Raw genomic sequence first — 14,698 nt, forward strand, 5'->3', positions numbered from 1 at the left:
CGATACGACACGAACCCGAGAGCCCCATTGAATCGCCGCCCCATCATCGATCCCGAAGTCTTGCCGGTCGAAGGCACCGGCGCCGGCCTGCCCGTCATCGACTCCCGGCTGATGACGCCGTCCGGCCTGCGCGAACGTTTCGCGCGCACGCTCGAATGGAGCGTCGAGCCCGGCGAGGCGAGGCTGCAGGAGGGCGTCGATCCGCGTAGCGCGGCCGTCCTCGTGCCGCTCGTCGTCCGCGAGTCAGGCCTCACCGTGCTGCTGACGCAGCGCGCCGATCACCTGAACGACCACGCCGGACAGATCAGCTTTCCCGGCGGCCGTCGCGAGCCGTTCGACCGCGATGCGACCGCCACCGCGTTGCGCGAGGCGAAGGAAGAGATCGGGCTGGCCGCCGAACGCGTCGAGATTCTCGGCGCGCTGCCCGACTACCTGACCGGCACGGGTTTCTGCGTGACGCCGGTCGTCGGCCTCGTGCATCCGCCGTTTACCGTGCAGGCCGATACGTTCGAAGTCGCCGAGATTTTCGAAGTGCCGCTCGCGTTCGTGATGAATCCCGCGAACCATCAGGTCCGCGTGTTCCGGTGGGAAGGCGGCGAGCGTCGTTTTTTTGCCATGCCCTATCCGAATGGCGAACCGGGCGGGCATTACTTCATCTGGGGCGCAACTGCCGGCATGTTTCGCAATCTGTATCGCTTCTTGGCCGCCGGCTAGGCGGGCGCGCCGACTGGCGCGCGCGACCGGCTGCCGGGCGACCGCGCCGGCAGCCATGCGCGGCTGACGCTGTGCTATCGTTATGCAAAAAATGACATAACTCCGAAGACGGCGCCACGCATGACTTTCTTTTCGGTTCTCCTCGCTCTCATCATCGAACAGGTCCGCGCGTTGTCGCCGAGCAATCCGGTATTCGCGCTGTTCCAGTTTCATGCGGAAACCGTCGCGCATGGCCTCGACGCCGGCAAGCAGAAGCACGGGATCCTCGCATGGCTTGCGGTCGTGCTGCCGTGGGTGCTGATCGTCGCGCTGATCTATTTCCTGCTGTACAAGGTGAGCTTCGTGCTCGCGTTCCTGTGGAACGTCGCCGTCGTGTATTTCACGCTCGGCTTCCGCCAGTTCAGCCACTACTTCACCGACATCCACCTCGCGCTCAACAACGACGACGTGCCGCGCGCGCGTGAAATCCTCCATGAATGGACGGGCATCGACACGGTCGACATGCCGGTGGGTGAAATCGTCCGCCATACGCTGATCCATGCGGTCGTCGCGTCGCATCGCCACGTGTTCGGCGTGTTCTTCTGGTACGTGCTGCCGATCGGCCCGGCCGGCGCCGTGCTGTACCGGATTTCCGAATATCTCGCGCGCAGCTGGGCGACGCCGGGCGACGACCGTACGGCCGCGTTCTCGACGTTCGCGCAGCGTGCGTTCTTCGTGATCGACTGGATTCCGTCCCGACTGACGGCGCTCGGTTTCGCGATCGTCGGCAATTTCGAGGATGCGATTTACGCGTGGCGCAATCACACGCGCCAGTGGCCCGACCCGAACGACGGCGTACTGCTGGCCGCCGGCAGCGGGGCGCTCGGCGCGCGTCTTGCCGGGCCGCTCGCGGAACCGTCGAGCCTCGATGCGCTGGCAGTCGGCGACAGCGGCCCGTTGACAGTTGGTGACGATTGCACGCCGCGCACGCTGCAGTCGGCGGTCGGCCTCGTATGGCGTGCGGTGATTCTGTGGATGATCCTGCTGCTGATGCTGACGCTTGCCGTCTGGGTGTCGTGACGGGGCAGCCTGACGCGCGATGAAATGAAAAGGCCGGCTCGATGCCGGCCTTTTCGCTGTGTGTCAGCGCGGTGCATTCAGTCATCGAGCGGGTCACGCACGGCGCCGCATTGCCAGCACGCGGTGAATTGCGCTTCGAGCGCTTCGCCGCACTGCCGGCAGCGCCAGGGCGCCGCGCCCGCCGACGGGCCGTGCGACGCGGCGTCGAGGAGCCGGCGGGCGAGCGCGTCGTCACGTTCGTCGTCGAGCCACAGCTCGGGCGTGCACGCATCGGCCGGCAGGCCGCCGAGCGCGCCGGTCGCGTAGCAGTTGTGCAGTTCGCAACCGATGCCGGCTACCTGGAGCACGTTGGCCCAATGCTGCGCGGTCGCGAGGTCGGGTGCCTTGAAACGCATCGCGGCTCCTGTCGATGAAAGCCGGCCCGGCTGGCGCCGGCCGGCCGTCGTGCACGTCGCGCGGTCAGCGGACGATCTGGCTCGCCTCGTGCACGAGCTGCGCGTACAGCGCGTGCCGCGACGGCGCGATACGGCCGTCGGCGACCGCTTCGAGGATCGCGCAGCCGGGCTCGTGCAGATGATGGCAATTATAGAAACGGCAGTCCGCGAGCAGCGGCCGGAATTCCGGAAACGCGCGCTCGAGGCGGCCTTCGGTCAGGTGGTAGAGGCCGAATTCCTGGAAGCCCGGCGAATCGATCAGCGCACCGCCGCCTTCCAGCGGGTACAGGCGCGTGAACGTCGTCGTGTGACGGCCGCTGTTGAGCGCGGCCGAAATCTCGCGGGTTGCGGCTTCGGCGTCGGGCACGAGCAGGTTCACGAGCGTCGACTTGCCCATCCCGGACTGGCCGAGCAGGATCGTCGAATGCCCGGCGAGGTGCGGCATCAGCTGCGCGCGCGCATCGTCCGGCGCGCCTTTCACCGACAGCTCGAGCACGTCGTAGCCGAGCGCGCGGTACGGGGCGAGGCGTTCGCGCGCGACCGGCAGCGCGGCCTCGACGTCGATCTTGTTCAGCACGACGAGCGGCTTCAGCTCGTTCGCTTCGGCGGCGATCAGCGCGCGGCCGAGCAGATCCTCGCTGAAATAGGGCTCGGTCGCGAGCACGATCAGCAACTGGTCGAGGTTCGCGGCGAACAGCTTCGATTTGAACTGGTCGGAGCGGTACAGCAGGTTGCGCCGTTCGCCGATTTCCACGATCACGCCCTGGTCGGCCGACGCGAGTTCGTACGCGACGCGGTCGCCGACCGCGATGTCGCTCTTCTTGCCGCGCGGGAAGCATTGCAGCATCGGGCCGCCGTCGTCGGGGGCGACGATGTAGTGGCGGCCGTGCGCCGCGATCACGCGGCCTTCGGCCCGTTGCGCGCTCGACGCGCGCGGGGCCGGCTTGCGGGAGGTCGGCCGGCTCATGCGTGTTGCAGCAGGCGGTCGATCCGCTGCGAGGCCGGCGGATGCGAGTAGTAGAAGGCCGTGTAGACGGGGTCGGGCGTCAGCGTCGACGCGTTGTCCTCGTAGAGTTTCACGAGCGCGCTGACGAGATCCTGCGCGTCGGTCTGGCTGGCCGCGAACGCGTCGGCCTCGAATTCGTGCTTGCGCGACGTGAGGCTGCTGAACGGCGTCGCGAAGAACAGGAACACGGGAATCGCGAGGAAGAACAGCACGAGCGCGGCGCCCGCGTTGCTGGTGTCGAGCGACGGCGTGACGCCGAGCCCTGTATAGAACCACGTGCGCTGCGCGAGCCAGCCGAGCAGCGCGAGCAGCACGAGGCTCAGCACGAACGACACGAGCATGCGCTTCATCACGTGGCGGCGCTTGAAGTGGCCGAGTTCGTGCGCGAGCACGGCCTCGATCTCCTGGCCGGACAGGCGCGCGAGCAGCGTGTCGAAGAACACGATCCGTTTCGATGCGCCGAAGCCCGTGAAGTACGCGTTGCCGTGCGCGGAGCGGCGGCTGCCGTCCATCACGAACAGCCCCTTGGCCGCGAAGCCGCAGCGCTTCATCAGCGACTCGATGCGCGCGCGCAGCGCGTCGTCCTTCAGCGGCTCGAACTTGTTGAAGAGCGGCGCGATGAAGGTCGGGTAGATCAGCAGCACGAGCATCTGGAACGCGACCCACACGATCCAGGTCCACAGCCACCACAGGCTGCCGGCCTGGTTCATCAGCCACAGCACGACGAACAGCAGCGGCAGGCCGAGCGCGGCGCCGAGCAGCGAATTCTTCAGCATGTCGGTGAAGAACAGCTGCTTCGTCATCCGGTTGAAGCCGAAGCGCTGCTCGATCCCGAACTGGCGGTAATACTCGAACGGCACGTCGATCACGCCCGTGATCACGAGCACCGCGGCGACCAGCGCGACCTGCTGCCCGTAGCCGCGGCCGAGCCAGCCGGTCAGCAGCGTGTCGAGAGCGCCGACGCCGCCGAGCAGCGTGAGGCCGACCAGCACGGCCGCGCTGACGACGATCTCGAGCATCGTCAGCCGGGTGCGCTCGACCGTGTAGTCGGCCGCGCGCTGGTGGGCGGTCAGCGGGATGGTGGCGCTGAACTGCGCGGGTACGCCGTTACGGTGCGCGGCGACGAAGCGGATCTGCCGCGATGCGAGCCACAGTTTGGTGACGACCATCGCGAGTACGGCGAGCGCGAACAGCAGGGTGAACGAAAAGGGTGACATCGAAGGCGCCAAAGGGTTCTATGCGAGAATTATATGTTCTTGCGGACCGGCCCCGCTGATGCGATGCCGGCCGCCCGGGCGGCGCTGCATCGGCGCGCCCGGTCCGCCATTTTCCAGGATGAATCATGACCGATACCGCCGCTTCCGCCAGCCAGCCCGCGCTCGTGCGCAACGAGTTGAACCTCGTCTGGCTCGACATGGAGATGACGGGCCTCGACCCGGATAACGACCGCATCATCGAGATCGCGGTCGTCGTGACCAACTCCACGCTCGACATTGCCGTCGAGGGCCCGGTGTTCGCGATCCACCAGAGCGACGAGACGCTCGCGAAGATGGACGACTGGAACAAGTCGACGCACGGCCGTTCCGGCCTGATCGACCGCGTGCGCGCATCGACCGTGACCGAGGCGGACGCCGCCGCGCAACTGCAGGCGTTCCTCGCGCAGTACGTGTCGCCCGGCAAGTCGCCGATGTGCGGCAACTCGATTTGCCAGGACCGCCGCTTCATGGCGCGCTGGATGCCGGAATTCGAGCGATTCTTCCACTACCGCAACCTCGACGTCAGCACGCTCAAGGAGCTGTGCCGCCGCTGGCAGCCGGCCATCTACAAGGGTTTCCAGAAGCGGGCGATGCACACTGCGCTCGCGGACATCCACGAATCGATCGACGAGCTGAAGTATTACCGCGAGCATTTCCTGATTCCGGCCGCGTCGGTGTCGGCAGGGGAATCCGCGCCGGCCGCGTGAGCGGGCCGGCACGCGCGCAGCGCCCGGCAAACGCTCAGCGCCGCGCGCTTTTCGGCCGGAACGCCGCGACCACCGCGGCGTCGGTCTCGACATACGGGCCGCCGATCAGGTCGATGCAGTAGGGCACCGCGGCGAAGATGCCGGGCACGGTCGGCTTGCCGTCGGCGTCGCGCAGCCCTTCCAGCGTTTCCCGGATCGACTTGGGCTGGCCGGGCAGGTTGATGATCAGCGCCGCATGGTCGGCCGTTTCTCGGATCACCGCGACCTGCCGCGACAGGATCGCGGTCGGCACGAAATTCAGGCTGATCTGCCGCATCTGCTCGCCGAATCCCGGCATTTCCTTCGTCGCCACGGCCAGCGTGGCTTCCGGCGTCACGTCGCGGCGCGCGGGGCCGGTGCCGCCCGTCGTCAGCACGAGGTCGCAGCCGGCGACGTCGACGAGCTCGGTCAGCGTGGCCGAGATCGTCGGCGCATCGTCCTGGATCAGGCGCGTTTCGGCGCGCCACGGCGAAACCAGCGCGCCGGCGAGCCATTCCTGCAGCGCCGGAATGCCCTTGTCTTCGTAGACGCCCGTACTCGCGCGGTCGCTGATCGACACGAGGCCGACCACGAGTTCGTCCGGGTGGTTATGCTTCGTCGTCATGGTCGTCTCCGGCGTCGTCGGCCGCTTCGTCGTCGCTGTCGGATGCGCCGCCCGCGGCCTTGATCCACTGGAACAGCTCGCGGAAATAGCGCGGCGGCTTGCCTTGCTGCGCTTCCTTGCGCGCGTTGCGGATCAGCGTGCGGCCTTCCTGGATGTCGGCGTCGGGGTGCTGGCGCAGGAATTCGGTCAGTGCGTCGTCGCTCGCGAGCAGCTGCTCGCGCGTGCGCTCGATCCAGTGCAGGCGGGCTGTCGCGGCCTTGTTCACGCCGCGTTGCGCGTCGAGCGCGGTACGCAGCGCGGCCGTTTCGTCGTCGGTCAGCGAGCGCATCACGCGGCCGACGTACTGGAGCTGGCGGCGCTTGCCCTCGTGATCGGTGATCCGGCGCGCCTCGCGCACGGCGTCGGCGAGATCTTCGGGCATCGGCATGCGCTTGAGCGCGTCCTTCGGCAGGTCGACGAGCGCCTGGCCGAGTTCCTGCAGCGCGTGCATTTCGCGCTTCAACTGGGATTTGCTGGGGCGATCGTAGCCATTGTCGTCGTCATCGACGGCATGTTCGATCGGCTGGATTCGGGTTTTGCGTGTCATGGGCCGCATTGTATCGCGGCGCGGACACCCCAAGCTTGTCTGTGTCCGGCCCCGGACCTTGCTATGATCGCGGGATACGCAACATTTTGACCATGCGGGCGCCCGCCCGCCACCGGATACCAAGACGATGGCAGCCAATCTCGACGTACAAGCGCGCTATTTCCCGCACACGCAGGACCAGCTCAAGGAAATCGCATCGGACATCCTTCGCCATGCGAAGGCGCTCGGCGCGACGGACGCCGCGACCGAAATCTCCGAGGGCGACGGCCTGTCGGTGTCGGTGCGCCGCGGCGAAGTCGAAACGATCGAGCACAACCGCGACAAGATGGTCGGCGTGACCGTGTTCATCGGCAAGAAGCGCGGCAACGCGAGCACGTCGGACTTCTCGCCGGCCGCGATCAAGGACACCGTCGCTGCCGCGTACAACATCGCGCGCTTCACGGCCGAGGACGAAGCGGCCGGTCTCGCCGAAACCGAGCTGCTCGAAACCGACCCGCGCGACCTCGATCTGTACCACCCGTGGGCGCTGAGCGCCGACGAAGCCGTCGAGCTCGCTCGCCGCGCGGAAGACGCCGCGTTCGCGGTCAGCCCGCAGATCCGCAATTCGGAAGGCGCGAGCGTGTCGGCGCAGCATTCGCAATTCGTGCTCGCGACGTCGCGCGGCTTCCTCGCCGGCTATCCGTACTCGCGCCACTACATCGCGTGCGCGCCGATCGCGGGCAGCGGCCGCCACATGCAGCGCGACGACTGGTATTCGTCGAAGCGCAGCGCGATCGATCTCGCCGCGCCCGAAGCGGTGGGCCGTTACGCGGCCGAACGCGCGCTCGCGCGGATGGGCGCGCGCCGTCTCGACACGCGCAAGGTGCCCGTGCTGTTCGAGGCGCCGCTCGCGGCCGGCCTGCTCGGCGCCTTCGTGCAGGCAGTGAGCGGCGGCGCGCTGTATCGCAAGACGTCGTTCCTCGTCGACAGCCTCGGCAAGCCGGTGTTCGCGCCGCACGTCCAGGTCGTCGAGGATCCGCACGTGCCGCGCGCGATGGGCAGCGCACCGTTCGACGAGGAAGGCGTGCGCACGCGTGCGCGCAGCGTCGTGAAGGACGGCGTCGTCGAAGGCTATTTCCTGTCGACCTATTCGGCACGCAAGCTCGGCACGCAAACCACCGGCAACGCGGGCGGCTCGCACAACCTCGCGCTGCGCAGCTCGAACACGCAGGCGGGCGACGACTTCGACGCGATGCTGAAGAAACTCGGCACGGGCCTGCTGCTGACCGAACTGATGGGGCAGGGCGTGAACTACGTGACGGGCGACTATTCGCGCGGCGCGGCGGGCTTCTGGGTGGAGAACGGCGTGATCCAGTATCCGGTCGAGGAAATCACCGTCGCCAGCACGCTGCAGGAGATGTTCCGCCATATCGTCGCGATCGGTGCGGATTCGATCGTGCGCGGGACGAAGGAAACCGGCTCGGTGCTGATCGAGCAGATGACGATCGCGGGGCAGTAAGCCGCACGCGGCACCGGCCGCCTGGAAACGAAAAAGCCCGACCGGCGCAAACCGGTCGGGCTTTTTTCATCGTGCGGAAGCTGGCGTCAGCCGCGCTTGCGTGCGTAGACGACGAACGCATAGCCGAACGTGTTCGGCGCGGCTGCCTGATGTGCGTCGCGCGAGATTTCCTGCCAGTGCGCGGCGTCGGGCGCCGGGAACGATGCGTCGCCGTCGAAGTCCGCATCGATCTCGGTGACGACCAGCTTGTCGGCGAGCGTGAGACCTTCCGCATAGAGTTGCGCGCCGCCGATCAGGAATGCCTCGGGTGCGCCGTCGCGCGCGGCGAGCGCCAGCGCATCGGCCAGCGACGTGACCGTGTCGCAGCCTTCGAAACGGCGCGTCGCGTCGCGCGTGACGACGATATTGCGGCGGCCCGGCAGCGGCCGCCCGATTGACTCGTGGGTCTTGCGGCCCATCACGATCGGCGCACCCATCGTCGTGCGCTTGAAGAACGCGAGGTCCTCGGGAAGTTTCCAGGGCAACTGGTTGTCGCGGCCGATGATGCCGTTGCGGGCACGCGCGACGATCAGGGTCAACGTCGTCATGAAGGTCGGGGAAGAGGGAAAACGGAATGGGCCGATTTTACCGGAACGGCGGCACGCTCCGGATTCCGCACGCCGGTAGGGACGTCGGCGTTTCCCGTGCCGTGCGCCGCGACGCGTGATGCTCCGCGTCGCGGCGACCGTCCGAATAAAAAGAGTGCCCGCCGGGGGACGGAGCACAAAAAACGTTTTGTGCCGCGAGATCGGCGATACCGGTTCCGATCGAGGGCAGCGCGTTCGACCGGATCGTCAGTTCAATACGGAATCCTGATCGAATCGAAGCGACGCGAGCATCAAGGATGCGTACTGCCTCGCGCGTTGCCGCCCATCGCGTGCCGCATGTCCGACGGTTGCGGCGCCGGCAGCGGCATCGGCAACTGGGGCGGCGGCGGGATCTCGTCCCAAAGCGTCACGGAGGCCTGGGCGGCCGGCAGCGGTTGCGGCGCCGACACGGTCACGATACTGAAGCCGTCGCCGAGCTGCATGCTCGGCACAGGCTCGGCAACCAGCATGGCGCGATCCGGCCGCATGCCTTCGTCCGCGCATGCCGGTGCTGGCGGGCCGGCTGCCGAGAGCACGAGCGTCATCGGCACGAAAGAAAGTAAAAGATGTTTTCGCATGGCGACTGTCTCCGGTCGTTCCCGTATTCAGCGAAATACATGCCACGGTACCGGGACCATTGCCGCCATTGCGATTCCTGCTCAAGCGTTGCGAATTGTGGCCAAAAACGCCTGAAAATGTTTCAGGCCTGAAACGAGGGGGCTCGGGAATACTGCTGATTCAATCGATACGCTTCAAGGATGAAAATCGGCGCGTGTGTTGATGACGAAACCCTTCCCTGCGCATGGGCTATGTGCAGATGATTGATCTGCATCGACCTCCTGAGCGATTCGGCCGCATCGCCATCGGCACTGAAACGGCTTTGTCGTATTCGGTGCCTATAACCAAGCAGTCTTGATCAAAAATAACTGGACGCGAGATAAGCGCCATCATGCGAGGCTGTGTCGTTGCCGCGCATCGGCATGGCGAATCGAGCCACCTTGGGCTGACCCGATTCGATCCTTTTGCACGTGACCTTGACGTGTGCGGCAATCGTTAGACGGTTGATGAACGGGGTGAGCATATGGGAGCCGATCAGCGGCACGTGATCTACTATTCGCGCGAACCGAACGACGCGTTGCGCGGCCATTTCGACGAATGCGGCTGGCGCGTCGATCTGGCCGAGACCGTGCGCGATGTGCGGCGCGTCGTGCAGCATGGCGTCGCAACCGCCGGCCTGCTCGATTTCTCGCCGGGCTTCAAGCCGTCGGATCTGCGTGAACTCGAATCCTGCCTGAGCATCCAGCACATCGGCTGGATCGCGGCGACGCGGCGCGGCCAGTTGCAGGACGCGACGCTGCGCCACCTCATTCGCGACTATTGCTTCGACTACGTGACGATGCCGTACGAAACGGCGCGGATCGTCGAGACGGTCGGTCATGCGCACGGCATGGTCGCCCTGACCGATCCCGTTGCGCCGCCCGTCGGCGCCGGACGCAGCGAAGGCGAGATGGTCGGCACCTGCGATGCGATGCTCGGGCTCTTCAGGACGATCCGCCGCGTCGCGGCGACCGACGCACCGGTATTCATCTCCGGCGAATCGGGTACGGGCAAGGAGCTGACGGCGGTCGCGATTCACGAGCGCTCGTCGCGTGCGCAGGCGCCGTTCATTGCGATCAATTGCGGCGCGATACCGTCGACGCTGCTGCAGGCCGAACTGTTCGGCTATGAACGCGGCGCGTTCACCGGTGCGAACCAGCGCAAGATCGGTCGCGTCGAGGCCGCCAACGGCGGCACGCTGTTTCTCGACGAGATTGGCGATCTGCCGCTCGAAAGCCAGGCGAGCCTGTTGCGCTTCCTGCAGGAAGGCAAGATCGAGCGGCTCGGCGCGCACGTGTCGGTGCCGGTCGATGTGCGCGTGATCTGCGCGACGCACGTGGACATGGAAGCGGCGCTGCGCGAAGGGCGCTTCCGCGAGGACCTGTTTCATCGGTTGTGCGTGCTGAAGATCGAGGAGCCGCCGCTGCGCGCGCGCGGCAAGGACATCGAGGTGCTCGCGCGCCACATGCTCGAGCGCTTCAAGGGCGATGCGCATCGCCGTCTGCGCGGCTTTTCCCCGGATGCGGTCGCGTCGCTGTACGGCTATTCGTGGCCGGGCAACGTGCGCGAGCTGATCAACCGCGTGCGCCGCGCGATCGTGATGTCGGAAGGCCGGATGATCACGTCGGCCGATCTCGAACTGAACGACTATGCGGCGCTTGCGCCGGTGTCGCTGCTGGAGGCGCGCGAGGCGGCCGAACGGCAGGCGATCGAGCAGGCGCTGCTGCGCCATCGCGGCCGTTTCGCGGATGCCGCGCGCGAACTCGGCGTATCGCGCGTCACGCTCTACCGGCTGATGTGCGCACACGGGATGCGCGATCGCGGCGACACGCTCGGAGGGTTTTCGGCGCCGTTGCCGGAGCTTCCGCGTCACGCTTGTTAAAATTGGCGGGTACGGCCGCCCTCGCGGCCGAAGGAACCCGCATGAAACAGTATCTCGATCTCGTTCGTACCATTCTCGATACCGGCAGCTGGCAGGAGAACCGGACGGGAATCCGCACCATCAGCATGCCGGGCGCGATGCTGCGCTTCGACCTGCAGCAAGGCTTCCCGGCCGTGACGACCAAGAAGCTCGCGTTCAAGTCCGCGATCGGCGAACTGGTTGGTTTCCTGCGCGCGTCGCGCAGCGCGGCCGATTTCCGTGCGCTCGGCTGCAAGGTGTGGGATGCGAACGCGAACGAGAACGCACAGTGGCTCGCGAACCCGTATCGCCAGGGCGTGGACGATCTCGGCGACGTCTACGGCGTGCAATGGCGCCAGTGGCCGGGCTACAAGGTGCTGGATGCCGGCGCGGACGCGCAGATCGCCGATGCGACCCGCCGCGGCTTCCGGATCGTCACGCGTTTCGACGAAGACGGCGCGCCGAAGGTGCTGCTGTACAAGGCGATCGATCAGTTGCGCCAGTGCCTGGACACGATCATGGAGAACCCGTCCGATCGCCGCATCCTGTTTCACGCATGGAATCCGGCCGTGCTCGACCAGATCGCGCTGCCCGCGTGCCATCTGCTGTACCAGTTCCTGCCGAACGCGACGAAGCGAGAGATCTCGCTGTGCCTGTACATCCGCAGCAACGACGTCGGCCTCGGCACGCCGTTCAACCTGACGGAAGGGGCCGCGCTGCTGTCGCTCGTCGGCCGGCTGACGGGCTACACGCCGCGCTGGTTCACGTATTTCATCGGCGACGCCCACATCTACGAGAACCAGCTCGACATGCTGCAGCAGCAACTCACCCGCGAGCCGTACGAAAGCCCGCGGCTGGAAATTGCCGAGCGCGTGCCCGACTACGCGAAGACGGGCGTCTATGCGCCGGAATGGCTGGAGCAGGTCGAGCCGTCCGATTTCTCGCTCGTCGGCTATCGGCACCATGAGCCGCTGACCGCGCCGATGGCGGTCTGATCGCGCGGCCGGGGCCGCGCGGGTCCATCGCTCCGCACCCTGCAAAAAGGCTCGACCGGCTGATACCGGTCGAGCCTTTTTGTTTCAGGTTTGCTGCACTTACTGGCGATGCCGCTCCTCGTGGCCGCCTTGCGGCGGCGGGTTGCTCGGGCGCGGCGCCTCGACGTGCGGCGCCGGCTGCGGCCGCGGTTCCATCCGCGGAGCGGGCATTGCCGGGCGCGGCTCCATGCGGGGCGCCTGCGGCTCCATCCGCGGCGCCTGCGGCTGCGGACGCGGCACGTCGTGCACGGCGGGCGCCGGCGGACGGTACTCGTTCACGCGCGGCGGCGCGACTTCGCGATGGGGCGCCGGTTGAGCGAAGTCCGGGCGCGGCTGCGGCGCGGGGGCGGCCCGTTCCGGTTGCGGCTGCGCATGCCGGGCCGGCGTCGGGAAATCGGGGCGCGGACGCGGCTGCGGAATCTGCGCGGTATGGTCGGGCTGCGGTTGCGGCAGCGCGCGCGGCGCTTCGTTGCGGCCGCCGGGCTGGATGCCCTGCGGGGCCGGCACGCCGTCCGGGTGCGGCACCGCGGCGCTGCGCACGGGCGGCAGCGCGTTCTGGCCGGCCGCGTGCAGCGCAGTGGGCGGAGCAGGGCGCTGACGTTCCATCGGCGTGTGCGGCTGCATCCACGTGGGCGATGACGGCGCGTCGGCTGCCCGCGCCTGACCGATGCCCGACCGAGCGTTGTTCGCTTCCGGCGGATGCGGGACGCCGTTGCCGGTCGCGAATCCCTGATGCGGGATCGGGTTGCCGGACGCCTGCGGCGTGCCGCCATTGGCGAAACGCGATGCGTTCGGGATTTCGCCGTTTGCAGGCCGTGCGACATTCGGCATGCCCAGCGTCGGCGCCTCCGGCCGTCCGGCCTGCACGCCGGCCGGCTGGCCTTCGCGCGGCGCGCGGGTCGGCTCCACGACGGGGCCGTGCGGATTCACGAGCTGCACGTTGTGCATCGCCCAGGCGCCGCCGCCCGGCTTGCCCGGCACGCGGACCGGACGAGCCGTATAGTCGGCCGGCACGTTGGTCTTCACGACCGGTGCGCCGGCGCCCGGTACGCGCCCGCCTTGCTGCGCGAGGTGGGCGGCGGCCTGGTCGCGATATGCGGCCGGCACGGCCGGATTGCGGGTCGCGACGTACGGGTGCTGCGCGATCGCCGCCGGCGGACGGTAGCTGGCATTGCGCAACCCGCCGGTGAAGCTCTGGCGCACGGGCGCGATGCCGGGCGTGCCCGGCGTGACATGCGCGTTGCGCCATTGCTGCGGATCGACGTGCTGCGAGAAGTGCGCGACCGGCTGGCCGTGCACGAACGCGGAGGCCGGTACGGCCGTGATCGCGTGCGGCGCGCGGAAGTTCACGTACGTCTTGTTGATGTTGGTGATATTGGTGATGTTCGTCACGTTCACGGTCTTGTTCACGTTGACGTTGTTCACCACGATGTTGCGGTTGACGCGCTCGTAGTAGTGCGGACTCCAGCCGCCCCAGCCCGGATGCCACGGCTCGCCCGGGCCGAGCGCGAACCATGCGCAGCCGGCCGCGGCGACGCCGCCGACCGTCAGCGCCACATTCCAGTCGGAACCGCCGCCACCGCCGCCGCCCACGAAGGCGACGAGCGCCGGCGCATAGACGGGCGGCTGGCTGACGACCATCGGGCCGGGCACCCAGGCCCAGCTGTCGTCCACGTACGCCCAGCGGCCGTAGTGATACGGCGCGAAGCCCCACGGCGCGTCGTCGACCCAGGTCCAGCCCCACGGCGCCTGCCAGATCCAGTGGCCGTCGTGATACGGCGCCCAGTCGGCCGGCGTGTCGTTCGGCACCCAGACCGCGCCGTAGTTCGGCGTTTCGCGCCACGTGCCGTTCGCATCGAGATCCTGGTAGCCGGGGATGTCGCGGGACACGTAGCGGGCCGACACCGAGCGCGCTTCGGCCGCGTCGCGGCTGGCCGCCCACTGGTCGAGCGCATCGGGGCCCGGTGCGGCCGATTGTTGCGCGACCTGCAGGTCGGTGCCGGTGAACACGACCTGCTGCCCGGGCGACAGCGGGTACTGCCCGTTGCTGCCGTAGACCGTCGCGCTGCCGCTGCGCACCGTCACCGTCGTGCTCGCGCCGTTCGGCGCGACATCGACGCGATAGTCGCCGGGGCCCGTGATGCCGAGCGCGAGGTTCGGCGTGTCGATTTCATATGATCCGCCGGCCGGCAAATCGCGCACGTGCGTCGACACGGTGCCGAGGCCCACTTTCAACTGCGTCGTCGTGTCGTCGAGATTCAGCACCGACAGGCTCGTCGATTCGCCGAGCCGCACCGCGGTCGAGCCGATGTGCAGTTCCGAGCGCGCGCCGGCATCGTTCCAGAGCTGGTCGCCGGTCGTCAGCGGCCGGTTCACCGCCGCATACGACCACGCATCGGTGCCGGCCGGTTCGGTCGTCACGGCGCCCGACAGGTAATTGAGCCGCGCGACGCGGCCGGGCGGATCGCCGCCCGGTTGCCGTGCCGCGGCGATATTCGGCGGCGCATCGGCCGATTGCGCGAAGGCGGGCGGCAGCGCCGCAAGCGCGACGAACGCAAGCAGCGTGTAGCGGGCGGTGCGCTTGAGCGTGAACAGGGTGGCCATGGTGAGCGTCATTGTCGTGATCGCGGCGCGTCGA

At 67.8% G+C, this 14,698-nt stretch carries 14 protein-coding genes; 6 read left to right on the forward strand and 8 right to left on the reverse strand.

Annotated elements, in window-relative coordinates; genetic code table 11:
• Nucleotides 1-27: 27 nt before the first annotated feature.
• Both H0X95_RS05730 and H0X95_RS05735 read left to right on the forward strand, forming a co-directional pair.
• The gene (locus H0X95_RS05730) at nucleotides 28-714 is read left to right on the forward strand and encodes a CoA pyrophosphatase (protein ID WP_006486824.1); all 687 of its coding nucleotides are present in this window, start codon (nucleotides 28-30) and stop codon (nucleotides 712-714) included.
• A 120-nt stretch (nucleotides 715-834) separates the two neighbouring features.
• A complete protein-coding gene (locus H0X95_RS05735) occupies nucleotides 835-1,773 on the forward strand; it encodes a CobD/CbiB family protein (protein WP_006486900.1) in 939 nt (312 codons plus the stop codon).
• A gap of 77 nt (nucleotides 1,774-1,850) precedes the next feature.
• On the opposite strand, the gene H0X95_RS05740 is transcribed toward H0X95_RS05735, so the two are convergent.
• The 3 genes from H0X95_RS05740 to H0X95_RS05750 all read right to left on the reverse strand — a co-directional run bounded on the left by H0X95_RS05740 (nucleotide 1,851) and on the right by H0X95_RS05750 (nucleotide 4,430).
• Entirely contained in the window at nucleotides 1,851-2,168 is a 318-nt protein-coding gene (locus H0X95_RS05740; RefSeq protein WP_011351362.1) for a putative signal transducing protein, read from the reverse strand.
• A 64-nt stretch (nucleotides 2,169-2,232) separates the two neighbouring features.
• Nucleotides 2,233-3,174, reverse strand: a complete 942-nt coding sequence (gene rsgA, locus H0X95_RS05745; RefSeq protein ID WP_006486937.1) for a ribosome small subunit-dependent GTPase A — start codon at nucleotides 3,172-3,174, stop codon at nucleotides 2,233-2,235.
• Nucleotides 3,171-4,430 (reverse strand): M48 family metallopeptidase, encoded by a 1,260-nt coding sequence (locus H0X95_RS05750; RefSeq protein ID WP_048984637.1) that lies wholly within the window; start codon nucleotides 4,428-4,430, stop codon nucleotides 3,171-3,173. The genes rsgA and H0X95_RS05750 overlap by 4 nt, the downstream gene beginning before the upstream one ends.
• A 125-nt stretch (nucleotides 4,431-4,555) precedes the next feature.
• On the opposite strand from H0X95_RS05750, the gene orn reads away from it, so the two are divergent.
• Nucleotides 4,556-5,176 carry an oligoribonuclease gene (orn, locus tag H0X95_RS05755; protein WP_006486828.1) on the forward strand — a complete coding sequence of 207 codons (621 nt, stop codon included), beginning with the start codon at nucleotides 4,556-4,558 and terminating at the stop codon, nucleotides 5,174-5,176.
• 34 nt (nucleotides 5,177-5,210) lie between these two features.
• Here the strand turns inward: orn and mog are convergent, their stop codons facing one another.
• Nucleotides 5,211-5,819 (reverse strand): molybdopterin adenylyltransferase, encoded by a 609-nt coding sequence (gene mog, locus H0X95_RS05760; RefSeq protein WP_077020014.1) that lies wholly within the window; start codon nucleotides 5,817-5,819, stop codon nucleotides 5,211-5,213.
• Entirely contained in the window at nucleotides 5,803-6,405 is a 603-nt protein-coding gene (yjgA, locus tag H0X95_RS05765; protein WP_276208963.1) for a ribosome biogenesis factor YjgA, read from the reverse strand. Before yjgA ends, mog begins: the two co-directional genes overlap by 17 nt.
• Nucleotides 6,406-6,532: 127 nt before the next feature.
• Here yjgA and pmbA point away from each other — a divergent pair, with 127 nt between their 5' ends.
• Nucleotides 6,533-7,903, forward strand: a complete 1,371-nt coding sequence (gene pmbA, locus H0X95_RS05770; protein WP_006493546.1) for a metalloprotease PmbA — start codon at nucleotides 6,533-6,535, stop codon at nucleotides 7,901-7,903.
• 86 nt (nucleotides 7,904-7,989) lie between these two features.
• On the opposite strand, the gene H0X95_RS05775 is transcribed toward pmbA, so the two are convergent.
• Both H0X95_RS05775 and H0X95_RS05780 read right to left on the reverse strand, forming a co-directional pair.
• On the reverse strand, nucleotides 7,990-8,490 hold the full coding sequence (locus H0X95_RS05775) for a dihydrofolate reductase (RefSeq protein ID WP_006493548.1): 501 nt from the start codon (nucleotides 8,488-8,490) through the stop codon (nucleotides 7,990-7,992).
• 290 nt (nucleotides 8,491-8,780) lie between these two features.
• Complete coding sequence (locus H0X95_RS05780) at nucleotides 8,781-9,107, reverse strand: hypothetical protein (RefSeq protein ID WP_006486864.1); 327 nt, start codon at nucleotides 9,105-9,107, stop codon at nucleotides 8,781-8,783.
• Nucleotides 9,108-9,610: 503 nt separating this feature from the next.
• Here H0X95_RS05780 and H0X95_RS05785 point away from each other — a divergent pair.
• Nucleotides 9,611-11,008 (forward strand): sigma-54 dependent transcriptional regulator, encoded by a 1,398-nt coding sequence (locus H0X95_RS05785; RefSeq protein ID WP_006486860.1) that lies wholly within the window; start codon nucleotides 9,611-9,613, stop codon nucleotides 11,006-11,008.
• 41 nt (nucleotides 11,009-11,049) lie between these two features.
• On the forward strand, nucleotides 11,050-12,021 hold the full coding sequence (locus H0X95_RS05790; protein ID WP_006486933.1) for a thymidylate synthase: 972 nt from the start codon (nucleotides 11,050-11,052) through the stop codon (nucleotides 12,019-12,021).
• A gap of 99 nt (nucleotides 12,022-12,120) precedes the next feature.
• On the opposite strand, the gene H0X95_RS05795 is transcribed toward H0X95_RS05790, so the two are convergent.
• Nucleotides 12,121-14,676 (reverse strand): DUF6600 domain-containing protein, encoded by a 2,556-nt coding sequence (locus H0X95_RS05795; RefSeq protein WP_230878149.1) that lies wholly within the window; start codon nucleotides 14,674-14,676, stop codon nucleotides 12,121-12,123.
• Between the last annotated feature and the right edge of the window lie 22 nt (nucleotides 14,677-14,698).

It is taken from the genome of Burkholderia sp. 9779_493 (genome assembly GCF_015712215.1).
GTDB classification, from domain to species: Bacteria; Pseudomonadota; Gammaproteobacteria; order Burkholderiales; family Burkholderiaceae; genus Burkholderia; species Burkholderia cenocepacia.